General features: G+C 64.0%; 25 protein-coding genes, 1 tRNA gene and 1 riboswitch. Of the genes, 18 read left to right on the forward strand and 8 right to left on the reverse strand.

The window, feature by feature from the left end; genetic code table 11:
• Positions 1 to 290 precede the first annotated feature (290 nt).
• The 6 genes from KLP42_RS11925 (at position 291) to KLP42_RS11950 (ending at position 6,264) form a co-directional block, all read left to right on the forward strand.
• Entirely contained in the window at positions 291 to 1,130 is an 840-nt protein-coding gene (locus KLP42_RS11925; RefSeq protein WP_215566961.1) for an AAA family ATPase, read from the forward strand.
• Positions 1,130 to 1,576, forward strand: a complete 447-nt coding sequence (locus KLP42_RS11930; RefSeq protein ID WP_353844873.1) for an NUDIX hydrolase — start codon at positions 1,130 to 1,132, stop codon at positions 1,574 to 1,576. The genes KLP42_RS11925 and KLP42_RS11930 overlap by 1 nt, the downstream gene beginning before the upstream one ends.
• Before the next feature lie 30 nt (positions 1,577 to 1,606).
• Positions 1,607 to 1,684, forward strand: a riboswitch (SAM riboswitch).
• A gap of 63 nt (positions 1,685 to 1,747) precedes the next feature.
• Complete coding sequence (metA, locus tag KLP42_RS11935) at positions 1,748 to 2,668, forward strand: homoserine O-acetyltransferase MetA (protein ID WP_215566962.1); 921 nt, start codon at positions 1,748 to 1,750, stop codon at positions 2,666 to 2,668.
• A gap of 11 nt (positions 2,669 to 2,679) precedes the next feature.
• Positions 2,680 to 3,861 carry a vWA domain-containing protein gene (locus KLP42_RS11940; RefSeq protein ID WP_215566963.1) on the forward strand — a complete coding sequence of 394 codons (1,182 nt, stop codon included), beginning with the start codon at positions 2,680 to 2,682 and terminating at the stop codon, positions 3,859 to 3,861.
• A gap of 77 nt (positions 3,862 to 3,938) precedes the next feature.
• Entirely contained in the window at positions 3,939 to 4,958 is a 1,020-nt protein-coding gene (locus tag KLP42_RS11945) for an aldose epimerase family protein (protein ID WP_215566964.1), read from the forward strand.
• A 124-nt stretch (positions 4,959 to 5,082) separates the two neighbouring features.
• Positions 5,083 to 6,264: an aminotransferase gene (locus KLP42_RS11950; protein WP_215566965.1), complete on the forward strand. Its 1,182-nt coding sequence runs from the start codon at positions 5,083 to 5,085 to the stop codon at positions 6,262 to 6,264.
• Here the strand turns inward: KLP42_RS11950 and KLP42_RS11955 are convergent, their stop codons facing one another.
• The 6 genes from KLP42_RS11955 to KLP42_RS11980 form a co-directional block, all read right to left on the reverse strand.
• Complete coding sequence (locus tag KLP42_RS11955) at positions 6,265 to 6,906, reverse strand: exopolysaccharide biosynthesis protein (protein ID WP_215566966.1); 642 nt, start codon at positions 6,904 to 6,906, stop codon at positions 6,265 to 6,267.
• A 117-nt stretch (positions 6,907 to 7,023) separates the two neighbouring features.
• Positions 7,024 to 7,656 carry a DUF2076 domain-containing protein gene (locus tag KLP42_RS11960; protein WP_215566967.1) on the reverse strand — a complete coding sequence of 211 codons (633 nt, stop codon included), beginning with the start codon at positions 7,654 to 7,656 and terminating at the stop codon, positions 7,024 to 7,026.
• A 36-nt stretch (positions 7,657 to 7,692) separates the two neighbouring features.
• Positions 7,693 to 8,403, reverse strand: a complete 711-nt coding sequence (locus tag KLP42_RS11965) for a Bax inhibitor-1/YccA family protein (RefSeq protein WP_215566968.1) — start codon at positions 8,401 to 8,403, stop codon at positions 7,693 to 7,695.
• Positions 8,404 to 8,423: 20 nt separating this feature from the next.
• The gene (locus tag KLP42_RS11970) at positions 8,424 to 9,200 is read right to left on the reverse strand and encodes an anti-sigma factor family protein (RefSeq protein ID WP_215566969.1); all 777 of its coding nucleotides are present in this window, start codon (positions 9,198 to 9,200) and stop codon (positions 8,424 to 8,426) included.
• On the reverse strand, positions 9,187 to 9,738 hold the full coding sequence (locus tag KLP42_RS11975) for a sigma-70 family RNA polymerase sigma factor (RefSeq protein ID WP_215566970.1): 552 nt from the start codon (positions 9,736 to 9,738) through the stop codon (positions 9,187 to 9,189). The genes KLP42_RS11970 and KLP42_RS11975 overlap by 14 nt, the downstream gene beginning before the upstream one ends.
• Before the next feature lie 65 nt (positions 9,739 to 9,803).
• On the reverse strand, positions 9,804 to 10,994 hold the full coding sequence (locus KLP42_RS11980; protein ID WP_252192943.1) for a citrate/2-methylcitrate synthase: 1,191 nt from the start codon (positions 10,992 to 10,994) through the stop codon (positions 9,804 to 9,806).
• Positions 10,995 to 11,086: 92 nt separating this feature from the next.
• On the opposite strand from KLP42_RS11980, the gene KLP42_RS11985 reads away from it, so the two are divergent.
• Entirely contained in the window at positions 11,087 to 12,199 is a 1,113-nt protein-coding gene (locus KLP42_RS11985) for a citrate synthase/methylcitrate synthase (RefSeq protein ID WP_215566971.1), read from the forward strand.
• A gap of 112 nt (positions 12,200 to 12,311) precedes the next feature.
• Here KLP42_RS11985 and KLP42_RS11990 read toward each other — a convergent pair.
• Positions 12,312 to 12,386: transfer RNA gene (locus KLP42_RS11990), tRNA-Gly, on the reverse strand.
• A 344-nt stretch (positions 12,387 to 12,730) separates the two neighbouring features.
• Here KLP42_RS11990 and KLP42_RS11995 point away from each other — a divergent pair.
• From KLP42_RS11995 to KLP42_RS12010, 4 genes are all read left to right on the forward strand, one after another.
• Positions 12,731 to 13,249 carry a prolyl-tRNA synthetase associated domain-containing protein gene (locus tag KLP42_RS11995; RefSeq protein ID WP_215566972.1) on the forward strand — a complete coding sequence of 173 codons (519 nt, stop codon included), beginning with the start codon at positions 12,731 to 12,733 and terminating at the stop codon, positions 13,247 to 13,249.
• A gap of 57 nt (positions 13,250 to 13,306) precedes the next feature.
• The gene (gene trxA, locus KLP42_RS12000; protein WP_215566973.1) at positions 13,307 to 14,290 is read left to right on the forward strand and encodes a thioredoxin; all 984 of its coding nucleotides are present in this window, start codon (positions 13,307 to 13,309) and stop codon (positions 14,288 to 14,290) included.
• 96 nt (positions 14,291 to 14,386) lie between these two features.
• Entirely contained in the window at positions 14,387 to 15,055 is a 669-nt protein-coding gene (locus tag KLP42_RS12005) for an LON peptidase substrate-binding domain-containing protein (protein WP_215566974.1), read from the forward strand.
• Between the two features lie 17 nt (positions 15,056 to 15,072).
• Positions 15,073 to 15,261, forward strand: a complete 189-nt coding sequence (locus KLP42_RS12010; RefSeq protein WP_215566975.1) for a Trm112 family protein — start codon at positions 15,073 to 15,075, stop codon at positions 15,259 to 15,261.
• A 41-nt stretch (positions 15,262 to 15,302) separates the two neighbouring features.
• Here KLP42_RS12010 and KLP42_RS12015 read toward each other — a convergent pair whose 3' ends face one another.
• Positions 15,303 to 16,517: a ubiquinone biosynthesis hydroxylase gene (locus KLP42_RS12015; protein ID WP_215566976.1), complete on the reverse strand. Its 1,215-nt coding sequence runs from the start codon at positions 16,515 to 16,517 to the stop codon at positions 15,303 to 15,305.
• 85 nt (positions 16,518 to 16,602) lie between these two features.
• On the opposite strand from KLP42_RS12015, the gene tesB reads away from it, so the two are divergent.
• The 7 genes from tesB to KLP42_RS12050 all read left to right on the forward strand — a co-directional run bounded on the left by tesB (position 16,603) and on the right by KLP42_RS12050 (position 24,567).
• Positions 16,603 to 17,487 (forward strand): acyl-CoA thioesterase II, encoded by an 885-nt coding sequence (gene tesB / locus KLP42_RS12020; protein ID WP_252192944.1) that lies wholly within the window; start codon positions 16,603 to 16,605, stop codon positions 17,485 to 17,487.
• Positions 17,488 to 17,699: 212 nt separating this feature from the next.
• The gene (locus tag KLP42_RS12025) at positions 17,700 to 18,050 is read left to right on the forward strand and encodes a P-II family nitrogen regulator (RefSeq protein WP_286675464.1); all 351 of its coding nucleotides are present in this window, start codon (positions 17,700 to 17,702) and stop codon (positions 18,048 to 18,050) included.
• A gap of 28 nt (positions 18,051 to 18,078) precedes the next feature.
• On the forward strand, positions 18,079 to 19,434 hold the full coding sequence (locus tag KLP42_RS12030; RefSeq protein ID WP_215566978.1) for an ammonium transporter: 1,356 nt from the start codon (positions 18,079 to 18,081) through the stop codon (positions 19,432 to 19,434).
• A gap of 228 nt (positions 19,435 to 19,662) precedes the next feature.
• Positions 19,663 to 20,037 carry a hypothetical protein gene (locus tag KLP42_RS12035; RefSeq protein WP_252192945.1) on the forward strand — a complete coding sequence of 125 codons (375 nt, stop codon included), beginning with the start codon at positions 19,663 to 19,665 and terminating at the stop codon, positions 20,035 to 20,037.
• Positions 20,038 to 20,209: 172 nt separating this feature from the next.
• Positions 20,210 to 22,870, forward strand: a complete 2,661-nt coding sequence (locus KLP42_RS12040; protein WP_215566979.1) for an FtsK/SpoIIIE family DNA translocase — start codon at positions 20,210 to 20,212, stop codon at positions 22,868 to 22,870.
• Positions 22,871 to 22,999: 129 nt separating this feature from the next.
• On the forward strand, positions 23,000 to 23,653 hold the full coding sequence (locus KLP42_RS12045) for an outer membrane lipoprotein carrier protein LolA (protein ID WP_215566980.1): 654 nt from the start codon (positions 23,000 to 23,002) through the stop codon (positions 23,651 to 23,653).
• A 113-nt stretch (positions 23,654 to 23,766) separates the two neighbouring features.
• Positions 23,767 to 24,567: an exodeoxyribonuclease III gene (locus tag KLP42_RS12050; protein ID WP_215566981.1), complete on the forward strand. Its 801-nt coding sequence runs from the start codon at positions 23,767 to 23,769 to the stop codon at positions 24,565 to 24,567.
• Positions 24,568 to 24,591: the final 24 nt, after the last annotated feature.

The raw sequence follows: 24,591 nt of genomic DNA on the forward strand, positions 1-24,591 counted from the left end.
GCAAAGGACAATCATGGCGCAGGCCATGCGGGCCGGCGCTGGCAGGTCAGCCGTCGTCGTATCGAAGAGATCATGCTCTTGGCCGGTGCCGGTCGTCGGCCGGCGCCTGCGTCGAAGCATCCGCAGATGCCAGGGACAGCCTGACAGAACGCGGGCCGAATACAAGCGGATTTGCGCCGATCCTGCCAAGGTATCGGCTTCAATCGCCGTTCCATGTCGTCCCGCTTGCGAAACGATGGCCGTCTCTCTACCGTCCGGGGCCTCGACGGAGCAGATGAGCGGGAAGAGAGATGCAGTTTACCGGAACCGCCGATTACATTGCCGACAAGGACCTGATGGTGGCGGTCAATGCCGCGATCCGGCTGGAGCGCCCGCTGCTGGTGAAGGGGGAGCCCGGCACCGGCAAGACGGAACTGGCCCGCCAGGTTGCCGCGGCGCTCGGCCTTTCCATGATCGAGTGGAACATCAAGTCCACCACCAAGGCGCAGCAGGGACTTTACGAATACGACGCCGTATCGCGGCTGCGCGACAGCCAGCTCGGCGATCCGCGCGTCAACGAGGTCTCGCACTACATCCGCCGCGGCAAGCTGTGGCAGGCCTTTGCCGCGCAGACGAAGGTGGTGCTGCTGATCGACGAAATCGACAAGGCCGATATCGAGTTTCCGAACGACCTGCTGCAGGAGCTCGACCGCATGGAGTTCCACGTCTACGAGACGGGCGAGACCGTGCGGGCGCAAGTACGCCCCATCGTGATCATCACCTCCAACAACGAGAAGGAACTGCCGGACGCCTTCCTGCGCCGCTGCTTCTTCCATTATATCCGCTTTCCGGATGCCGAGACGCTGTCGCGCATCGTCGAGGTGCATTATCCCGGCATCAAGCAGAAGCTGGTGCGCGCCGCACTCACCCGCTTCTACGAGATCCGCGAGATGCCCGGCCTCAAGAAGAAGCCCTCCACATCCGAGGCACTGGACTGGATCCGGCTGCTCGTTGCCGACGACATCGATCCCGATGATCTCGGCGCCGACGTGAAGACGGCCCTGCCCAGGCTGCACGGTGCGCTCCTGAAGAACGAGCAGGACGTGCACCTCTTCGAGCGCATGGCCTTCATGGCGCGGCGGGAGCGCTGATGGCCGACGCAGTCAAGGTGCTGATCTATGCCGTCTGGGACGGCCGGCTGCTGGTGTTCGACGAGCCGGATTTTCCCGAGGTGCCGCTGCAGGTGCCGGGCGGAACCGTCGAGGCCGGAGAAGATCTTGCGGATGCGGCGGCGCGTGAGTTTTTCGAGGAGACGGGGCTCGACGTCGATTCCATGCTGCAGCCGCTGTTCAGCCATGACTACAGCTTCGTGCGGGAAGGGCGGCAGGTTATGCACCGTCGCCATTATTTCCATCTGCCGCTGGCAGGCCCCTTTGCGGAAAGCTGGATACACTGGGAGGAAACGCCGTTCGACGGAAGTCCGCCGATCCGCTTCCGCCTGCACTGGCTCGCCTTGAGCGAGGCGTATCGCAGGCTCGGGCTGGAGATGGGCGAGGCCCTCTGCGTGCTGCCGCCAGCACACCGCTTTCTGCCCTGATTGACCTTGGCGGAAGAACAGCCTATTTAAGCAATCCATCGTGGTGATTTGGCCGGCCGGCTTGCAGCCACGTTAAACAAGTCGCTAAAGGGCCGCGAGAAGAGATGTAGGCTTCCCCGGACCGGTTGCGATGTATCGCCACCGGTTTTTTGTTTTTGTCGAGTCCGAACCATGCCGATCAAGATTCCCGATACCCTGCCTGCCTTCCAGACGCTGGTGAACGAGGGCGTGCGGGTGATGACCGAGACGGTGGCCGTGCGGCAGGATATCCGCCCGCTGCAGATCGGTCTGCTCAACCTGATGCCGAACAAGATCAAGACCGAAGTGCAGATGGCGCGCCTCGTCGGTGCCTCGCCGCTGCAGGTGGAGTTCTCGCTGGTGCGCATCGGCGGCCACAAGGCGAAGAACACTTCCGAGGACCATCTCCTGTCCTTCTACGAGACGTGGGAGGAGGTGAAGCACCGCAAGTTCGACGGCTTCATCATCACCGGTGCGCCGGTCGAGACCCTGGCCTACGAGGAGGTGACCTACTGGGACGAGATGCAGCAGATCTTCGATTGGACAGAGACGAACGTCCATTCGACGCTGAATGTCTGCTGGGGCGCCATGGCCGCCATCTACCACTTCCACAAGGTGCCGAAGCACGAGCTGAAGGAAAAGGCCTTCGGCGTCTATCGCCACCGCAATCTCTGCCCGTCCTCCATCTATCTCAACGGCTTTTCGGATGATTTCCAGGTGCCGGTGTCGCGCTGGACGGAAGTGCGCCGCGCCGATATCGAAAAGGTGCCGGGGCTGGAAATCCTGATGGAATCCGAGGAGATGGGCGTCTGCCTCGTGCATGAGAAGAAGGGCAACCGGCTCTACATGTTCAACCATGTGGAATATGATTCGACGTCGCTGGCGGATGAATATTTCCGCGACGTGAATGCCGGTATTCCCATCAAGATGCCGCACAACTATTTTCCGCATAACGATGCGTCGCTGCCGCCGCAGAACCGCTGGCGCAGCCACGCGCATCTGCTGTTCGGCAACTGGATCAACGAGATCTACCAGACGACGCCCTACGAGCTGGAGAAGATCGGAACCTTCTGAAGGACGAGCCCTTGTTCATCCCCTTCTTCCTGACGCTGAAGGAAGCCAAAATTCCCGTCACGCTCCGGGAATTCCTGGATGTGCTTGAGGGGATGGAGGCGGGGCTTGCCGATTTCGACGTGGAGGCCTTCTATTATCTGGCCCGCGCAGCACTGGTGAAGGACGAGCGGCATATCGACCGCTTCGACCAGGTGTTTGCCGTGAATTTTCGCGGGCTGGCCGCGCTGTCGTCCGCCGATGGCGTCGATGTGGAGACGTTGCCCGAGGAATGGCTGCGCAAGCTGGCGGAAAAACACCTGACGGCGGAGGAGAAGGCGCTTGTCGAATCGCTCGGCGGTTTCGACAAGCTCATGGAAACGCTGAAAAAGCGGCTGGAGGAGCAGAAGGGCCGCCACCAGGGCGGCTCGAAATGGATCGGCACGGCCGGAACCTCGCCCTTCGGCGCCTATGGCTACAATCCCGAAGGTGTGCGCATCGGCCAGCAAGGCTCCCGTCACCGCAAGGCGGCGAAGGTGTGGGACAGGCGTGAATTCCGCGATTTCGACGATGCCCGCGAGATCGGCACCCGCAACATCAAGGTGGCGCTGAAGCGCCTGCGCCGCTGGGTGCGCGAGGGAGCGGCGGACGAACTGGATCTGCCCGGCACCATCCGCTCGACTGCCGAACATGGCTATCTCGACGTCCAGACCCGGCCCGAACGGCGCAATGCGGTCAAACTTCTGATGTTCTTCGACGTCGGCGGCTCGATGGACGATCACGTGATGGTGGTGGAGGAACTGTTCTCCGCTGCCAGGGCCGAATTTCGCCATCTTGAGCATTTCTACTTCCACAACTGCCTCTACGAGAGCGTGTGGCGCGATAACCGCCGCCGCGCCGAGCGCCTGCCCGTCGCCGATCTCTTGCGCAGCTACGGGGCGGATTACCGGGTGATCTTCGTCGGCGATGCCACCATGAGCCCCTACGAGATCACCCAGACAGGCGGCTCCGTCGAACACTGGAACAAGGAGCCGGGGGCGGTGTGGATGCAGCGAATCTCCGGCCATTTCCGCCGCGTCGTCTGGATCAATCCGGTGCCCGAGACACATTGGGATCACACCCACTCCATCGTCCTGATGCGCCGATTGCTCGACGGGCGGATGTTTCCGCTGACGCTGGAAGGGCTCGAGCGCGCCACCCGCCAGCTGTCGCGCTGAACCTCTGTTTCGCATTGCCAAGGGCCTGGAAATGGCGCAGTTTGCGCCCGCTTCAAAGCGACAACAGGAAGGCAGACATGACGACGCAAGGCGAGATCTTCGGCACCACTCCCAAGGGCGAAACGGTCTACCGGGTGACGATTTCCGGAGGCGGGCTGACGGCCCATGTCATCACCTGGGGCGCCGTGATCCAGGATCTGCGTCTCGAAGGCCATGAGGCGCCGCTGGTGCTCGGCTTCGACCATTTCGACGATTATCCCAGATATTCCTCCTATTTCGGTGCGACCCCCGGCCGCGTCGCCAACCGCATCGGCAAGGGCCAGTTCACGCTGGATGGCAAGAGCTACCAGCTCGACCTCAACCAGAACGGCAACACGCACCTGCATGGCGGCAGCGACGGCCTTGGCAAGACCAACTGGACGATCGTCGCCCATGCCGAAAACAAGGTGATCCTGCAGGTGACGGATCATGATGGCCGCGGCGGCTATCCCGGCAACTGCACGGTGACGGCCACCTACGAACTGAAGGAGGAGGGTGTCCTCAACGTCGTCTACGAAAGCGTGACCGACCAGCCGACGCTCGCCAATATCTGCCAGCACACCTATTTCAATCTCGATGGCCGCGATGACGTTCTCGGCCACGACATCATGATTGCCGCCGATCATTATCTCGAACTGGACGAGCATCAGGTGCCGACCGGCACGCTGGTGCCGGTGGCCGGCAGCGCCATGGATCTGCGTGAACTCGGGCCCGTGCGCCGCACCGGCCCGGATGGCGGCCAGGTGGAATTCGACCATAACTTCTGCCTGTCCGGCGAGCGGGTCGAGAAGCGCTCGGTCGCCCTGGTGCGCAGCGTCAATTCCGGTGTCGCGCTCGAAGTGCGCACCACCGAGCCCGGCGTTCAGCTCTATGCCGGCTTCAAGCTGAAGCCGACGGTGCCGGGCCTCTCCGGCAAGCTCTACGGTCCCTATGCCGGGCTTTGCCTCGAAACGCAGATCTGGCCGGATGCGATCAATCATCCGGGCTTCCCGAATGCCGTGCTGCGCCCGGGCGAAGTGCTGCGCCAGGAAACCGACTACGTCTTCTCCAGAAGCTGACGCCCCTGCCGAATGCTTGGCCGTTCCGCCGTTCCCGCACGGAGCGGTCGGAACGCAGCCCGTGCGTGCCGATCCCGGCCATCGCTCCCGCCCGACCTGTCTTCCCCATTCCGGATCCCGTGCCATGTCCCTGCCCAAGCCCGCCTTCAACGCGCTCGTCGAGCGGATTTCTCCGCCCCCGGTTCCCTCCGTTCAGGCCTGGGCGCGTGCCTATGACGGGGCAAGGGGGCCGCTGATCGACCTGTCGCAGGCCGTGCCCGGCTATCCGGCCCATCCGGTGATGCTGGAGCTTCTGGGCCAGACCGCCGCCTCGCTTGCCTATACCGGCTACGGCCCGATCGAGGGCGAGCGGAAGCTCCGCGATGCCTATGCCGCGCATGTCTCGCAGATCTATGGCGCGCCGCTTGCCGCGGAGAACATCCACGTCACCTCCGGCTGCAACCAGGCCTTCATCTGTGCGGTGATGGCGGTGGCGGGTGCCGGCGATACGGTGCTGATGACCGAGCCCTATTATTTCAACCACGAAACGACGCTTGCCATGCTCGGCATCGGCACCCGTTTCGTCGCCTGCCGCGCGGAAGACGGATTTCTGCCGACGGTGGAAGGGGTGGCTGCGGCGCTCGATGCCGGTGTGAAGGCGCTGGCGCTGGTCTCGCCCAACAATCCGACCGGTGCCGTCTATCCGCCGGACCTTTTGGCGGCCATTGCCGATCTCTGCCGGGACCGCGGTGTCTGGCTGATCCTTGACGAGACCTACCGGGATTTCCTGCCTTCGGGGAAGGCTGCGCCGCATGACCTGTTCCGGCGGCAGGGCTGGGAAGATTTCATCGTCTCGCTCTACAGCTTCTCCAAGAGCTTCTGCATTCCCGGCCACCGCCTGGGCGCCATCACCGCCGGTCCGGCCTTCATCGCCCAGGTGGCGAAGATCATGGACAATCTGCAGATCTGCGCGCCACGGGCGGCGCAGGCGGCGGTCGAGCAGGCTCTGCCGGTGCTTGCCGGCTGGCGTGAGGAAAACCGGCTGGAGATCCTGAAGCGCGCCGAGGCGCTGAGAGAGGTGATGGCGGGACTGCAGGACTGGCAGCTTGCCGCTGTCGGCGCCTATTTCGCCTTCGTGCGCCATCCCTTTGCGGGCGTTTCCTCTGCGACCGTTGCCGAGGCTCTGGCGAAGACGGTGGGCGTCTCCTGCATTCCCGGCGGCTATTTCGGCCCGGGCCAGGAAGGCTATCTGCGCTTTGCCTTCGCCAATGCCGATGTGGACGGCATCCGGGCGCTTTCGGCGCGTCTTGACGGATTTGCGCTCTGATCAGGCAAAGATCGAGGCGGCGAAGAAGATCAGCGCCTTGACGATGGCATAGAGAACGCCGGCGACGAGGAACAGCGAGGCGATGCCGATCAGCACGCCGAGCACCACCCACACGCCGTCCTTCTCCAGAATGCCGAAGGCCATCACGCAGAGCGCCACCGCCGGCAGCATGTTGCCGAGCGGAATCGGCAGGGCGAGGATGATCGAGAGCACGAGGCAGATCACGCCGATCAGCCGCTCCATGGCCGGCTGCGACAGGGCCGGGTAGCGCGGCTTGAGCATGCGCTCCGCCTTGATGATCCAAGGGCTTGCCCTGTCGATCATCGCGGCAAAATCGGTGCGCAGCATGGAGCGTCCGGCAATCACCTTCGGCAGCCAGGGCGTTTGCCCAAGCGCCATCTGCAGGCTGAGAAACACCAGCGGAATGCCGAGGATCGCCGAGGTGCCGGGCGGCGTCGGAATGGTGTTCGGCATGGCGAAAATGAACAGCAACGCCCCGAAGGCGCGGTCCTTCATGGCCTCGAGCAGGTCTGCGACGGCAATGCGCGTGCGCGCCTCGTCTTCGGCCAGCCTGCGCAGGATGGTGGAAAAACTGTCCTGCCGGCCGGTTGCGGTCGGGTCCATATCATCATCGTCGGGCATCGATGGTTCGGAAAGCAGCGCCATCGATCACTCAACGGAAAAGGGGGTGAAACACGATGCGGTCATGGGAAATGGCCATGCCATAGAAACATGGCCATTTCGTTACGTCAGGGCGGATCAGAAGAAGGATTCGTCTTCCATGCCCATATCTTCGGCACCCATGTCCTCGGCGCCGGTGTCGGACGCTGCCGGATCCTCGGCGGCCTGCGCCTCATCGCCACCCAGCATGCCGGCAATCGCATTGCCGAGCAGCACGCCGCCGGCCACACCCATCGCCGTCTGTGCCGCGCCGGCGAGGAAGCCGCCGCCGCGGGCGGGCTGGCCATAGCCCTGGCCGAAACTTTGGCCGGGCGCCTGACCATAACCCGGCGCCTGCTGGCCCCAGGGATTGCGCGGGCCGGCCTGCGGCTGGGCGGGCATGGCGGACGGTGGTGCGGCCATGCCGCGCGGCTGGCTGCGCTGGGCGGCCGGCTGTGCGGTGCTGCCGAACAGGCTGGAGAAGAAGCCGCCGCCCGACGCCGGGCGGCTCGCCAGCTGGTGTTCCAGCTGCTCGATCCGCGCCTGCGCCTCGCTCAGCGCCTGTTCCTGCACAACGATCGTCTGCGCCATGAAATAGGGTGCACCCGGCTGGGCGGCGATGCGATCACGGATGAAGGCATCCGCTTCCGCATCGCGCGGGCCGGACTGGCTCTCCACGTGGGAGAGCTTGCCGAACAGACCCTCGATCGCCTGGCGGTCGTTGTAGTCCATGGGTTGTTTCCTCCTTCGGATAGATATGGACCGGGTTTACTCTTCGCGCTGGCCGGTGAGGCTCAGCAGCAGCTGGAAGATGTTGACGAAGTTCAGATAGAGCGACAGCGCACCGAAGACGGCGAGCTTCTGCTGGCTCTCCTGGTCGAAGTTTTCGGCATACTGTTCCTTGATGTTCTGCGTATCCCAGGCGGTCAGGCCGACGAAGACGAAGATGCCGATGACGGAGACGGCGAACTGCAGGGCGCTGGAGCCGAGGAAGATGTTGACGATCGAGGCGATCATCACGCCGATCAGGCCCATGATCAGGAAGGAGCCGAACTTGGCGAGGTCCCGCTTGGTCACGTAGCCGTAGAGGCTGGTGGCGCCGAACATGGTGGCGGCGATGAAGAAGGTACGGGCGATGCTGGCGCCGGTGAACACCAGGAACACCGAGGCGAGCGACAGGCCCATCACGCCGCAGAAGGCCCAGAAGGTCATCTGCGCGGCCGAGGCCGACATGGTCTGCAGCTTGAACGAGAAGAAGAAGACGAAGGCGAGCGGCGCCAGCATCACCACCCACTTCAGCGGGCTGGAGAAGATCGGGACGTAGAGCGCCGGCGTGGTGCCGACGATGAAGGCCACGATGCCGGTGATGACAAGGCCGAGGCCCATGTAGTTGTAGACGCGCAGCATGTGCTGGCGCAGGCCTTCATCGAAGGCCGCCTGCGACTGGATCGCCGCATTGTATCCGAAGCGGGGGTTCATGATGTTGCTCCTCAGGTTTCTCAGTAAAGCGAACGGGCGAGGCGTTCGGCCTCTCCCTTCAGGTTGACGGCATCCTCGGCATTGGAGACCAGCGCATAGGCCACGTCGCCGATCTGCCAGTAGGAGGCCTGCACCTCGCCCTGTCTGGCGAGTGCCACCGGCATCACGGCAAAGCTGCCGGGGCGCACGGCAAACAGGGAGAGGCGAATATGGGAATCGCGCGTGATGGCCATTTCCACGCTCGGGCCGAAGGCGGAAGGGAAGACCTGCACGTCGCTGACCGTCCAGTCCTTCGGGATCTCCGGCATCACGATCGCGGTGGCGGAGCGGATCTCCGCCGGATCGTAAAGCGAGGTTTCCTTCTGGGACGGCATGGTCTCGCGCAGCATGGAGGTGCCGTGTGCGCGCAGAGCTTCCTCCACGAAGGCCGGCGGCGGCACGGAGGCCACCACTTCCGAGACCGTCAGCGGGCCGATCTGATGGCTCAGCCCCCAGCCGACGGCAATCAGCGCCACGGTGGCAGCCAGCCTCTGGAACGAGCGAAACAGGCGGCCGCGCGCCAGCGCATTCTGCAGCCGGCGGGCGGCTTCCCGCGTGTCCGGGCGGCCGTGCCGCTGATGGCCTTCGGCAAGCGCCAGCCGCAATTCGCCCTTGATGGCAAGATCGGCCATCACGCGGGCGGCAATCTCCGGATGCTCGGAGAGATAGGCTTCCACCTCGATGCGGCGGGCGGCATCAAGCTGGTCGTCGACATAGGCTTCCACGTCGGCGGGCTGGATCGGGTCAACGGGTGTCATCGCGTCCCCCTTCTATGATTGTCAGATGGCCGCTGGCGATCGGCAGGCGGCGGCCGTTTTCCTCGAAGGCGCGCAGCCTTGCGCGGGCGCGCGACAGGCGCGACATCAGCGTGCCGACCGGGATCGACAGCGCATCGGCCGCCTCCTGATAGGAAAGGCCTTCGATCGCCACCAGATGCAGGGCATCGCGCTGCTCCTCCGGCAGGGCAAAGAAGGCCTCGCGCAGCTGCCTGAGGCGGATCGACTGATCCGGATCGGCCACATGCGCGGTCTCGCCGAGTTCGGCCGCGGCCTTGTGGCGGGCCTCGGTCGAACGCTTGCGGCGCAGGCGGTCGATATGGGTGTTGTGAACGATGGACAGCAGCCAGTTGCGCAGGTTGGCGCCGGTGCGGAAGGTGCCCTTCCGTTCATAGGCCTTCACCAGCGCATCGTGAACCAGATCCTCCGCATCGTCCGGATTGCGCACGAGCGAGCGGGCGTAGCGACGCAGCGTCGCCAGCTGGTTCAGAACATCGAAGGGGTGCTTCTTGTCGCTCATGCCCCAGTATACGGAACAGACCCTCACCCTATTCCGCAGCGCCGCGATTTTTTTGAAAAAAAGAATCAGCCCGGCGGCGGGCCGACATAGCGGGCGCGCGGACGGATCAGCCGCTCGTCCTGCGTCTGCTCCAGCGCGTGCGCGATCCAGCCGGAGGTGCGGGCGATGGCAAACAGCGCCAGCGCCGAACCGCGCGGCATGGCGAGGCGGCGCCGCAGCGCCACCAGCGCCACGTCGCAGGTCGGCAGCAGCCCCGCCGTCTCCTCCATCACGGACAGAAGATCGGCCGTCAGCGGATCGGCGGGCAGATGCGGCAGGATGCCGTTCGCGCGCGGATCGCCTGCCGGATAGAGCGGATGGTTGAAGCCCGGCACGCCATCGCCGCGGCGCAGGCGGCTCTCCACCACCTCGGCCGCATCGCCCACCCGCTCCACCTCGTCGAACAAAAGTTCGACGAGACTGGTCATGCCGCCATGCCTGGGGCCGCTCAGCGCAGACAGCCCGGCATTCAGGCAGGCGCTGAGCGAGGCGCCGGTGGAGGCCGCGACCCGCACGGCAAAGGCCGAGGCGTTCAGCTCATGATCCGCCTGCAGCACGAGCGCACGGCGGATGAGATCGGCGCCGTCGGCATCGAGTCCCCAGTGGTCGGCCAGATAGAGATGCACCGGGCGCTGATCCGGCTGCCGGCCAAGGCAGGCGGCCGCCATGCTGCGCGTCAGTGCCGCCGCCCCCGGCCAGAGCCGGCGCGGCTCGCGCCTCCAGGCGGTGGCACGGCCGCTCGCCACGAAGGGCAGCAGCGACTGGCAGCGCTCCGTCAGTGGCAGGCGGTTCGTCGCGGCAAGCAGAGCTTCGTCCCAGGCCGCGGGTTCCGCCTTCGGATCGCGGAACGGATCGACCTCGCCGCAATCCCACAGCAGGCATGCAACCTCTTCCAGGCTGGCCTCGGCGGCGAGCGCCAGCGCATCCCGGCCCCGATAGAACAGCCGGCCGCCCTCGATCAGCGTCACGCAGGAGGAGAGCACCGGCAGGCCGAAGTCGAGAGCCGTGGCGGCTGCCTCCTTTGGTCGGCGCCCGAGGCTCTTGCGCTTCTTCAGCTGCTCGATGTCGTGGATGCTGTAGAGCCGGCGGCGCGGATCCGCGTCGGTTCCCGTCGTCTCGATCAGGCCGCGGCTGACATAGGCATAGAGCGTGGCGCGGCTGATGCCGAGCGCGCCGGCGGCGCCTTCGGCATCCATGAACTTGTCGGGCTGGGTCATGACTGATCTTGCATTGATTGAATGAATCAAGATTGACCATATATATGCATCGCAACATGCTCAAGTCCTTCATTGTCCTGAGGAGACTTGCCATGAGCCAATCTGCCGCCTTCACGCCTGTTCTGGCCGCCAACAGCCCCACGCCGGGTCTCGATGATGTGATTGCTGCCGAAACCCGTCTCAGCCATGTGGACGGGCAGGCGGGCGAACTGATCATTGCCGGCCATCACCTGCAGCAACTGGCCGGACACCGCTTCGAGGCGGTGCTGGAGCTGTTGTGGAACGGCCTTGCGCCGCAGCCGCTTTCGGCTGACGAGATTGCCGCCCGCCTCGGCAAGGCGCGCATGCGGGCCTTTGCGCTGATGCAGCCGCTGCTGCCGGGGCTCGTGAATCTCAGTCCCGTCGAGGCCTTGCGGCTGCTTCTCTCCGCCCTCCCTGACGAGAGCGCCGAGCCGCATCATCTGCTGGCGGTGGCGGCCGTGCCGGTATTTACCGCCGCCATTGTCCGGCAGGCGCGCGGCTTGCCGCTGGTGGCGCCGGATGCCACGCTCGGCCATGCCGCCGATTTTCTGGCAATGCTGCGCAACGAGGCGCCGACAGAAGACAAGATCCGGGCGCTCGACACCTATCTGGTCACCGTCTCGGATCACGGCTTGAACGCCTCGACCTTCGCAGCCCGGGTGATCGCCTCCACCAAGGCGGGGCTCTTCTCCTCCGTCGTGGGTGGTCTCTGCGCCTTGAAGGGGCCGCTGCATGGCGGGGCGCCGGGCCCCGTGCTCGACATGCTGGATGCAATCGGCACCGAGGCCCGCATCGGCGAGTGGCTGACCGACGCGCTCGATCGCGGCGAACGGCTGATGGGATTCGGGCATCGCATCTACCGCGTGCGCGATCCGCGCGCCGATGTGCTGAAGGAGGCGGTGTCTGCGTTGAGGGATGGCTCCGGCCGCATTGCCTTTGCCGGCAAGGTGGAGGCAAAGGCCCTGGCCTTGCTGAAGGAAAGAAAGCCGCTCCGGCCGCTGCAGACCAATGTGGAATTCTACACCGCCCTGCTTCTGGAGGCGGTCGGGTTTCCCCGCGACAGTTTCACCAACGTATTTGCCGCCGGCCGCATGGCGGGGTGGACGGCGCATGTGCTGGAGCAGGAGCAGACCGGCCGTCTGATCCGGCCGCAATCCCGTTACATCGGGCCGCTGCCCGCGTAACGACGTACGGGATGGTGCGGGCGCGACAGCGCCCGTGCTGCCAGCGTTTCAAGACGCCAGAGCCCCGAAGGGCTGCATCTTCCGGTCATCAATATCACGATTGTCTGGAAAATGGAGCGGGCGAAGGGATTCGAACCCTCGACCCCAACCTTGGCAAGGTTGTGCTCTACCCCTGAGCTACACCCGCTCATCATTCCGTCGGTTCGGGGTAGTTCGCTGAACCGCGGGTCGCTGCGTTGCGGCGACGGGGGCTATATGGCCCAACTCATTTTTGAATGCAACAGGGAAATGACAGGATTTTCAAAATTCCGGAATTTTTCTCGTAAGTCTTTGATGAATATATACAAAATTTGGAGCCTCTCTTCTCGTGCCCATTCGGGGTCGCGCAAATGCCGTTTTCTGGCCGGTGCGCGGAGGTGCCGGAAAGTGCCGTCAGGCGGCTTGTGATAGGGCCTCTTCGCTCCCTATAATCCGGCTTGCAATTCCCGATCGTCCGGCGCCTCAGCCCCAGTGAAAGTCCCGCCTCCCGCCATGACAGAGACCGTTTCCTCCGAGCCCAAGACTGCGCAAGACCTGTTCCGCTTCCTCGATGGCCTCGGCATCCGTCACACCACGAAGAATCACCCGCCGGTGTTCACCGTGGCGGAATCGGAAAGCCTGCGCGACGAGATTCCGGGCGGCCACACCAAGAACCTCTTCGTCAAGGACAAGAAGGACCGCTTCTTCGTGTTGACGGTGGAGGAGCGGGCGAGCGTCGACCTGAAGAGCGTGCACAAGGTGATCGGTGCCTCCAGCCGCGTCTCCTTCGGCAGTCCGGAGAAGATGCTGGAGTATCTGGGCGTGATTCCGGGTTCCGTCACCGTGTTCGGCGCTCTGAACGACACCGGCAACAACGTCACCTTCGTGCTGGACGAGGACCTGATGGCCCACGAGATCATCAACGGCCATCCGCTTTCCAACGACGCCACCACCTCGATCGGCCGCGACGATCTGCTTCGCTTTCTCACGGCGACCGGACACGAGCCGCTTGTCTTGAAAGTCACGGGCTGACATACGATCTTTGCGAGCAGACGTCACAGACAGAAGAAGCATCCCCGGGAGACATCCATGAGCAGCGGCAGCAACAATCCCTATGGCGGTTCCTACGGTGGCCAGATGACCGGCCGGATGAGCTTCGGTTCGGCCTCGCCCGGTGCCGCTGCACCGGCGCCCGGCGCCCACGTCAAGGATACGACGACCGCCGCCTTCACCAAGGATGTTCTGGAGGAATCGCGCCGCCAGCCGGTTCTGGTGGATTTCTGGGCGCCCTGGTGCGGCCCCTGCAAGCAGTTGGCCCCTGCGCTTGAAAAGGTGGTCAGCGAGGGCAATGGCCGTGTCAAGCTGGTGAAGCTCAACATCGATGACCATCCGTCCATTCCCGGCCAGCTCGGCATCCAGTCCATTCCCGCCGTCATCGCCTTCGTCAATGGCCGCCCGGTGGACGGCTTCATGGGCGCCGTGCCGGAAAGCCAGATTCGCCAGTTCATCGACAAGGTGGCCGGTCCGGCCGGTGCCGACCAGGCCGCCGAGATCGAGGCGGCGCTGGAGGAGGCCCGCATGCTGCTCGACAGCGGTGACCTTGACGGTGCTGCCCAGCTGTTTGCCGCGGTCATGCAGGCCGATCCCGAAAATGCCAAGGCCGTTGCCGGCATGATGGACTGCCTGATCGCGCTTGGCGAGCTGGCGCGTGCTCGCCAGATGCTGGAATCGCTGCCCGGGGAGATCGCTTCCCAGCCGCCGGTGCAGACCGTGGTGCTGAAGCTGCAGCAGATCGAGGAAGCCCGCAAGCTTGGCGACCCCGTGGCGCTGGAACACGAACTCGCGCTGCATCCGGATCATCACGAGGCACGCATGAAGCTCGCCAAGATCCTCAATGTCGAGGGCCGGCGCGAGGAAGCGGCCGAGCATCTGCTGCTGATCATGAAGACCGATCGCAGCTTCGATGACGACGGCGCGCGTCGCCAGCTTCTGCAGTTCTTCGAGGCCTGGGGACCGAAGGACCCGGCCACCATCTCGGCGCGCCGTCGCCTGTCGTCCATCCTGTTTTCCTGATCGGGGCCGGCGCCGTCCCGCAAGACTTGTGAAACGGAATGCCGGCACCACATATAGGATGCCCCGTTCCGGTGCGCCTTGAGGTGGAGGATGCCCATGCATGTCGGCAATGCAAGATATGTGAAGCGCGAGGATCTGCCGGAGACCGTGCCGGTCTTTCCGCTGAGCGGTGCCCTGCTTCTGCCGAACGGCCAGCTGCCGCTCAACATCTTCGAGCCGCGCTACCTTGCGATGTTCGATGCCGCGCTCTCCGGCAACCGGCTGATCGGCATGATCCAGCCGGCGCTCGGCGAAAGCGGCGAGGGCAGCCGTCCGGCGCTCAGCCCCGTCGGCTGCATCGGCCGCATCACCTCCTTTGCCGAGACCGGCGATGGTCGCTACATCGTCTCGCTGAGCGGCGTGTGCCGCTTCCGGGTGATGGAGGAAGTGGGCGAGGGGCATCCGTTCCGCACCGTGCGCTTCATGCCCTTCCTGTCGGATCTTTCCGGGGAAGAGGACGAATCCGCGGTCGATCGGCAGCAGTTGCTGCGCGTCTTCCGCGCCTATCTCGATGCCAACAAGCTGGAGGCGGACTGGGAGGCAGTGGAACGCGCCGGAAACCGCACGCTCGTCAATTCACTGTCGATGATGTCGCCCTTCGGTCCGGCCGAAAAGCAGGCGCTGCTGGAGGCGCCCGACCTGAAGACCCGCGCCGAAACCCTGATCGCCATCACCGAGATCGATCTGGCCCGCGGTTTCGGGGATTCCGACACCATTCTTCAGTAGGAAACGGTCAGTCCCGCATGGATGAAAAACTTTCCAAGGTCGATCCGAAGCTGCTGGACCTGCTGGTCTGCCCGCTCGGCAAGGGTCGCCTCGTGTTCAATCGCCAGACCAACGAGCTGATTTCGGAAGGCGCGCGTCTGGCTTATCCGATCCGCGACGGCATTCCGATCATGCTGGTTTCCGAGGCCCGGCGGATCGAGGATTGAACCGGCGGCGGGGCCGGATGCGGCCCCGCGCGGCCTTTGCGTCAGATCGCCTGTCCCGCCAGCAGACGCGGCGCATCCTTCGCCTTGGTGCCGGCGGCTTCCCCGATGAAATAGGATTTGAGCTTCGGCAGGCGCTCGACTACGCCCAGCCCGAAATCGCGCGCGATGCGCAGCGGGCCGATATCGTTGGAAAACAGCCGGTTCAGCACGTCGGTCGTCACACCCATGCGGAAGGTATCGAAGCGCCGCCAGGTCTGGTAGCGATCGAGAACCGTCAGCGCGCCGATGTCGAGCCCGAGGCGATCGGCCTCGACCACCGTTTCGGCAAGCGCCGCCACATCCTTGAAGCCGAGGTTGAGACCCTGGCCGGAAATCGGATGGATGCCATGCGCTGCATCGCCCGCCAGGGCCAGGCGCGGGGCGACGAAGGCGCGCGACAGCGTCAGCCCGAGCGGAAACGCCTTGCGGCTGCCGACCACGCGCAGCGCGCCGAGCTTATGGCCGAAGCGGCGCTGCAGTTCCTCCTCGAAGATCAGGTCGTCGGCGGCGACCAGCCTGTCGGCATCCTCGCTGCGCTCCGTCCAGACCAGCGAGGAGCGGTTGCCGGTCATCGGCAGGATGGCGAAGGGGCCGGGCGGCAGGAAATGCTCTTCCGCACAGCCCTCGTGCGGCCGTTCATGCTCGACGGTGGTGACGATGCCGGACTGGCCGTAGTTCCACCGCACGGTCTTGATGCCCGCCATGTCGCGCAGCTTGGAGCGTACGCCATCGCAGGCAACGACAAGGCGGCTTTCCAGCACCTCGCCGCTCGAAAGTGTCAGGCTTGCTGCATTGGGGCCGGCGGCAAAGCCGGTGGCCGATACGCCGTGGCGAATCGCGATGCCCAGTTCGCCGCAGGCCCGGCGCAGCGCCCGCACCATGGCCACATTCGGCACCATGTGCGCGAACGGACGACCTTCCTCCACCTCTCCGTCAAAGGTCAGGAAGACCGGGCGGACCGGATCGGCGGTGCGCGAATCCGTGACGATCATGCGATTGATCGGCTGTGAATCGACGACGATTTCGTCCCAAAGACCCATCACCTCCAGCATGCGCGAGGCGGCCGCAATGATGGCGGAGGCGCGCTCGTCCTTCTCCCAGACATGGTCGGGCGCGGCCTCGACCACCGCGACGGACAGGTGCGGGGCTGCCTGTTTGGTCGCCACTGCGACGGAAAGGCCGACATATCCGCCGCCCACGATCAGCATATCCAGCATCGCTTTCTCCTGCCGTACTTGAGATTGCACTGCCCGACATATAGATCATCGGTCGAGTGCTTCCTACCGTCGGAGACCGTGAAAAATGCCGCAGCCCGCCGCCACCCTGTCGCCGATGGACGAACTGATCGATACGCTGGATCTGGAAAGGCTGGAGGAAAACCTGTTCCGGGGCCTCAGCCCGCAGGTCGGCTGGCAGCGGGTGTTCGGCGGCCAGGTGATCGCGCAGGCGCTGATGGCGGCGCAACGCACCACTCCGGACGACCGTTTCGTGCACTCCCTGCACGCCTATTTCCTGCTGCCCGGCGATCCGAAGGTGCCGATCGTCTACCAGGTCGAGCGCCTTCGCGACGGATCGAGCTTCACGACGCGGCGGGTGACCGGCATCCAGCACGGCCGGGCGATTTTCGCCATGTCGGTTTCCGCCCAGATCGAGGAGCCGGGCTACGACCATCAGACGGACATGCCGGCGGTGAAGAAGCCCGAGGAGCTTATGTCGGAAGAGGACTTCCAGAAGGTATTCCTGGCCCAGGCGCCCGACATGGTGAAGCGCTACTGGGGGCGCAAGCGCCCGGTGGAGATCCGGCCGGTCTCGCTTGTCCACTACATTTCCGACGAGAAGCTGAAGCCGGAGCAGCACATGTGGGTGCGTGCCACCGGAGCGGTGCCGGACGACCGGCATTACCAGGCGGCCGTTCTTGCCTATCTGTCAGACATGACGCTGCTGGACACCTCGCTTTATGCCCACGGGACGACCATCTTCCATCCCGCCATCCAGGCCGCCAGCATCGATCATGCCATGTGGTTCCATCGTCCGACGCGGCTTGACGACTGGCTGCTCTATTCGCAGGACAGTCCCAGCACGTCCGGGGCGCGCGGCATGACGCGCGGCGCCCTGTATGATCGCTCCGGCGCGCTGGTGGCCTCCGTTGCGCAGGAGGGACTGATTCGCAAACGGGCAAGTGATTAAATGATGCGCAAATTTCCAATTTTGCCCACAAATTGAGCGCCTATTTGGCGCTCAATTGCATTTTTACATGTGGTATTCCTGATAGCCTTTATGATTCAATAACTTAATTTTGTGGCGAGAATCTGGCACGCGCCTTGAATGTACAGGGTCAGTCGCTGCGTACGGATCTGTCAGCGGCCAGGAGAGTCGGCTCCGCGCCGAGGCAACAAAGGATGGGAAACCACATGAAAATCGTGATGGCCATTATCAAGCCATTCAAGCTCGATGAGGTGCGTGAAGCCCTCACGGCTGTCGGCATCCAGGGCCTGACCGTGACCGAGGTGAAGGGTTACGGGCGCCAGAAGGGACATACCGAAATCTATCGCGGCACGGAATATGCTGTGAGCTTCCTGCCCAAGCTGAAGATCGAGATCGCGGTTGCATCCGAACTGGTCGAAAAGGCCGTGGAGGCGATCGCATCCGCCGCCAAGACCGGCCAGATCGGCGACGGCAAGATCTTCGTCTATTCCATCGAGCAGGCCGTGCGCATCCGTACCGGCGAAACCAACACCGAAGCGCTTTAAGAACGGCTGATCAGGGGAGTTTCTCGCAATGTCATTTTCCAAGTACTCGTCCATGTATGGACGTCTGGCGGCCGCCTCGGCAGCCCTCCTGGCGCCGGCCATCGCCTTTGCCCAGGATGCAGCGCCGGCCGTCGCTGAGGCCGCGCCGACGCCCGACAAGGGTGACACCACCTTCATGTTCATCAGCACCATTCTCGTGCTGTTCATGGCCGTTCCCGGTCTCGGCCTGTTCTATGGCGGCCTCGTGCGCGCCAAGAACATGCTCTCCGTGCTGATGCAGTGCACGGTCATCGCCTGCTCGGTGATGATCATCTGGGTACTGTACGGTTATTCCTTCGCCTTCGGCGGCGCGGAAAACCCGTTCTTCGGCGGCACGGCCAAGATGTTCCTCTCCGGCGTTTCGACTGCGACGACCGCGGCCACCTTCACCAAGGGCGTCGTCATTCCGGAATTCATCTTCGTGCTGTTCCAGATGACGTTTGCCGCCATCACGCCGGCTCTCATCATCGGCGCCTTCGCCGAGCGCATCAAGTTCTCGGCCTCCATCCTGTTCTGCATCCTGTGGGTCACCTTCGTCTACTTCCCGGTCGCCCACATGGTCTGGGACGCCAATGGCTACCTGTTCGGCCTCGGCGCGCTTGACTTTGCCGGCGGTACGGTCGTTCACATCAATGCCGGTGTCGCCGGCCTGATCGGCGCCCTGATGGTCGGCAAGCGCACGGGCTATGGCAAGGACATGATGGCCCCGCATTCCATGACGCTCACCTATGTCGGTGCCGCCATGCTGTGGTTCGGCTGGTTCGGCTTCAATGCAGGCTCCAACCTCGAAGCCTCCGGTGGCGCCATGCTGGCAACCGTCAACACCTTTGTTGCCACCGCCGCCGCCACCCTTTCCTGGTGCGTTGTCGAAGCGCTGACCCGCGGCAAGTCCTCGATGCTGGGCGCAGCATCCGGCATGATCGCCGGCCTCGTCGCCGTCACCCCGGCTGCCGGTATCGTCGGCCCGATGGGCGCCATCGTGATGGGCATCATCGTGTCGCCGCTCTGCTACTTCTTCGTCTCCGTGGTGAAGAACAAGTTCGGCTATGACGATACCGCCGACGTCTTCGGCGTGCATGGCATCGGCGGCATGTTCGGTGCGATTGCCACCGGCATCTTCGCCTCTGCTTCGCTCGGTGGTGTCGGCTATGTCGGCGAACAGACGATGGCAGGCCAGGTCATGGTCCAGATCCAGGCCGTGGTGATCACCATCCTGTGGACCGGTATCGGCTCCGCCATCCTCTACAAGGTCGTCGACATCATCGTCGGCCTGCGTGTGCCGGTCGAAGCCGAGCGCGAAGGCCTCGACCTCGCCTCCCACGGCGAAGCGGCCTATCACTCCTGAGCCGGAAGGCGTCCCTTGCGGACGCCTGACGTGCCTCTTCCACTCTTTCATCAATGGCCCGGGAAACCGGGCCATTTTTTGGTTAATTATTGGTAACCTCCGGCAATCCTTTATTTGCAGAAGTCATAATAAAAACCGCAATTTAAATTTGATTTGAAAGTTATTATTATTGGGTGTATCCCCTTTCCGGGAGGGAGTATTTAAAACTACTTTCTGACCGGAGATTGTATGGTGGCGAAGACAATTCAACTGATGCATTCCCGGAGCGGCCTGCCGCGAACCGGCTATTATGGCTTCAGCTGGACTTCGCTCATGTTCTGTGGTGTCCCGGCTATTCTGCGCGGCGATACGGTCATGGGCGTCGGTATCTGTGTTCTCGGAGGTCTGGCGGCCGTTGCGGCAGCACTGCTGGGTCTCGGCCTTGCCGGTCTCGTGATCGGCTGGTTCGGGGTCGGTGCCTTCTGGGGAAATCTCTACAACAGGATATACACCAGGCGGCTGATCGAGCGCGGCTATCGCTTCGCCGATTCAGATCAGCGCAATGCGGAAGCGCAGCGCGCCTTCGGCCTCAGCGACGCGCCGGCCGCATCCCGCACCGGCTAAGCCCTGCCGTCTGCTGGGCGCGCTGAAGACCCGGCTCCTCTCTCCCGGACGGATGTGGTTAAAGCGACGTTAACCAACCTTGCATAATCTGACGTGAAGGCGGGCTGCAGGCGGACGGGCGAGAATGCCTGTGCGGTGGTCCGCAAAACCGAAACGTTCAGGCTGATCGAACATGGGCAGAAGCACTCCGGCCACGATGGCGTCGAATTCCACTCGCCATGCGCTGGTGTCTTTCATCACGCGCCAGTTGCTGGCATTGTGCGGCTTCGCCCTTTTCTTCGCGCTTGCCCTTGCCGTTGCCGCGCTCGCCAGCTGGAATGTGGCGGACCCGTCGCTCTCCTATGCCACGAGCAATCCGCCGACCAATCTGATCGGCTATCCCGGAGCGGTCTTTGCCGATCTGATGATGCAGTTCCTCGGGCTTGCCAGCGTTCTGGCTCTGCTGCCGGTGCTGGCCTGGTCGCTGGCGCTGATTGCAGGGCGCTCCTTCAACCGCATTCCCGCGCGGCTCGGCGGCTTCGGCCTCGGAACGGTTCTGGCGACGGCAGCGCTCGGCTGCTTTCCGGTGCCGTTGACCTGGCCGATCCCCAACGGCATCGGCGGTGTCATCGGCGACATGATCCTGCGCTTTCCCGCGCTGTTCATCGGTGCCTATCCGACCGGCACGGTTGCAGCAGTTCTGGGCACGCTGTTTGCGGTGCCTGCCGTCGGCTTCCTGCTGTTTGCGGCCGGCCTGATCGGCCAGGACGTGGCTGAGGCCTTCGAGGATGAGGAGGACGCTCCCGTTGCAACGCGCCGCAGGCGCGAGGCCGAGGACGATGACGAGGATGATCGCGAGGGCTTTCTTTCGGGTCTTCTCGCCTTCGGCGCGCTTGCCCATTACTGGTACATCACGCAGGCGCGGCTGCGCCGCCTGCTGCGCATCGCCCCCGCTGCCCGGCATGCCGAGGTTTATGATGCCCCTTACGATTTCAACGAGGACGAATTCGGCAAGCTGAACGAGCCGGTGCGGGCCAAGGTTGGCGGCGGCCCCGGGCGGCTTGAGCCTTCGCTCGACAGCCCGATGTCGGACTTCATGGCGGCGCGGCGGCGCATTTCGCCGCCCTCGATGTCCCTGACGGACGATGACGACGACAATCCGCCCCGCCCGGCCGGCATTCTGCCGGACGAGGATGACGAGCCGCCTTTCGACGCGCCGCGCCCGCGCACCGGCAGTGTCCGCGCGTCTGGCCGGGTGGCTGCACCCGCCGCGCCGACCCGTCCGGGTGGCCGCGTGATGCGGGAGGCACAGGGTTCGCTGCTCGATCCGGACGGATTTCAGCTGCCCTCCGTCCACCTGCTCTCCGAGCCGCGCAATGTCGTGCGCGATGCCACCCTTTCGGCCGATGCCCTGGAGCAGAATGCCCGCATTCTCGAAGGCGTTCTCGAGGATTTCGGCGTGAAGGGCGAGATCATCCATGTGCGTCCCGGTCCGGTCGTCACGCTTTACGAACTGGAACCGGCGCCTGGCATCAAGTCGTCGCGCGTCATCGGCCTTGCCGACGATATCGCCCGCTCGATGAGTGCGATCGCCGCGCGCGTCGCGGTGGTGCCCGGCCGCAACGCCATCGGCATCGAACTGCCGAACCAGAGCCGCGAGACCGTCTTCCTGCGCGAACTGATCGGCAGCGGCGATTTCGACGCCAGCAAGGCCAAGCTTGCCATGGCGCTTGGCAAGACCATCGGCGGCGAGCCGGTGATCGCCGACCTGGCCAAGATGCCCCACCTGCTGGTTGCCGGCACCACCGGTTCGGGCAAGTCGGTCGCCATCAACACCATGATCCTGTCACTGCTTTATCGCCTGACGCCGGAACAGTGCCGCCTGATCATGATCGATCCGAAAATGCTGGAACTCTCCGTCTATGACGGCATTCCCCATCTCCTGTCCCCCGTCGTCACCGATCCCAAGAAGGCGGTGGTGGCGCTGAAATGGACCGTCCGCGAGATGGAGGAGCGCTACAAGAAGATGTCGAAGATCGGCGTGCGCAACATCGATGGCTTCAACAGCCGCGTCGAACAGGCCCTTGCCAGGGGCGAGGTGCTGACGCGCACCGTTCAGACCGGCTTCGACCGGCAGACGGGCGAGGCGATCTACGAGACGGAAGAATTCGACCTGAAGCCGATGCCCTATATCGTCGTGATCATCGACGAGATGGCCGATCTGATGATGGTCGCCGGCAAGGACATCGAGGGCGCCGTGCAGCGTCTGGCCCAGATGGCGCGTGCCGCCGGCATCCACGTGATCATGGCGACACAGCGCCCCTCGGTCGACGTCATCACCGGCACGATCAAGGCGAACTTCCCGACCCGCATTTCCTTCCAGGTGACCTCGAAGATCGACAGCCGCACCATTCTCGGCGAACAGGGTGCCGAACAGCTGCTCGGCATGGGCGACATGCTCTACATGGCCGGCGGCGGGCGCATCCAGCGCGTGCACGGCCCCTTCGTCTCGGACAATGAGGTGGAAGACATCGTCTCCTATCTCAAGACGCAAGGCGCTCCGCAATATCTCGACGCCATCACCGCCGACGAGGACGACGACGAGGACGGTGGCGGTCCTGCCGGCACCGGAAACCTGTCGGACTCCGACGATCCCTATGATCAGGCGGTGGCGATCGTGCTGCGCGACGGCAAGGCCTCCACCTCCTATATCCAGCGCCGCCTCGGCATCGGCTATAACCGCGCCGCCTCGCTGATCGAACGCATGGAGCAGGAGGGCATCATCAGCCCGGCCAATCATGCGGGCAAGCGCGAGATCCTCGTCCCGACCGAATCCGACATCATCGAGCGCTGAGGCTGCCCTGGCTGTTGTCGCAGGCCCTGTCCCGGTGGCGCCTGCCGCGTCCCGCCTGTGCGCCGGCCTTGCCGCTCCCGTCACGAAGCCGCCGTCTTTCGACGCCATAAGACGCCTGAAGGAGATCCCATGAAGACCACCCGTTCCATCCCGTCGCAACGTCCGTCGCTGAGCCGCCGCCATCTGGTGCTGGGCCTTGCCGGCTTGGCTGCCGTCGGGCTTTCGGGCGTTCCCGCGCTTGCGCAAGGGGGGGCGCCCTCCGATGCCGCGCAGAAGATTGCCGACCATTTTTCCTCGGTGAAGACCATGATGGGCGAATTCGTCCAGTTCGGGCCGCGAGGCGAACAGACCGGCGGCAAGTTCTTCATCGAACGCCCCGGCAAGCTGCGTTTCAATTTCGAAGACCCGTCGCCGATCCGCGTGATTGCCGATGGCAACAATGTCGTCGTCGGCAATCTGAAGCTGAAGACCTGGGATCTCTATCCCTTGTCCAAGACACCGCTCAGCCTGCTGCTGGCCGATCGCATCGACCTGTCGAACCAGATGGTGCGCGATGTGAAGGAAGAAAGCGACCTGACCACCATCGTGCTGGGCAACAAGACCGTGTTCGGCGATTCCACCATCACGATGATGTTCGATCCCAAGACCTATGACCTTCGCCAGTGGACCATCACCGACCTGCAGGGCAAGGATACCACGGTGATGATCTACAATGTGCAGACGGGCGTGCGCTTCGACGACAAGGTCTTCACCATTCCCTATGACGAGGTCCACAAGCTTTAAGGCAGACGGTGCAGGTGAGTATATCCGACGCATTCCGCCGCTCCGGCCCGGCCGCCCTTGCCCTTGATGGATGAAAGGTTCTAAACCTCGGCGCAACACGTCGAGGTTTTTGCATGACTTTCTCCATCACCACCTGGAACATCAATTCGGTGCGCCTGCGCCTGCCGATCGTACAGCAGTTCATTGCCCGCGCCCGGCCCGACATCCTCTGCCTGCAGGAGATCAAGTGCCGCGAAGCGGAATTCCCGCTCGAGCCATTGCGGGATATGGGTTATCCGCACATCATCCTGCATGGCCAGAAGGGCTATCACGGGGTGGCGATCCTCTCGCAGGTGCCGCTTCTCGAGGATCACCGGCAGGATTATTGCGGCGTGGGCGATGCGCGCCACATCTCGGCGATCTTCGAGCAGGCCGGTCGCCGCATCCGCCTGCACAATTTCTACGTTCCGGCCGGCGGTGACGAGCCGGATCGCGGCATCAACCCGAAATTCGGCCACAAGCTGGATTTCGTCGAGGAAATGAAGGCGCTGCGGGCGCAGGTGCCGGGCATCTCCTCCATCCTCGTAGGAGACCTCAACATCGCGCCGCTGGAGCATGACGTCTGGTCGCACAGGCAGATGCTGAAGATCGTCAGCCATACGCCGGTAGAGACCGAAGGCCTGCTGGAGGTGATGCGCCAGGGCGGCTGGCTGGACTTGATGCGCCAGTACGTGCCGGCCTCCGAAAAGCTCTACACCTGGTGGAGTTACCGCGCCAAGGACTGGGAAGCGGCTGATCGCGGCCGCCGCCTCGACCACATCTGGTCCTCGCCCGATCTCGGCCCTCTCCTGGAGGGCATCGAGGTTCTGAAGGAGGCGCGGGGCTGGGAGCGTCCCTCCGACCACGTGCCCGTGACCGCCACCTTCCGCTTCTGATTCTGCATCTGAAATCTTGCCCCT

The organism is Rhizobium sp. CSW-27, from assembly GCF_018760785.1.
Taxonomy (GTDB): domain Bacteria; phylum Pseudomonadota; class Alphaproteobacteria; order Rhizobiales; family Rhizobiaceae; genus Neorhizobium.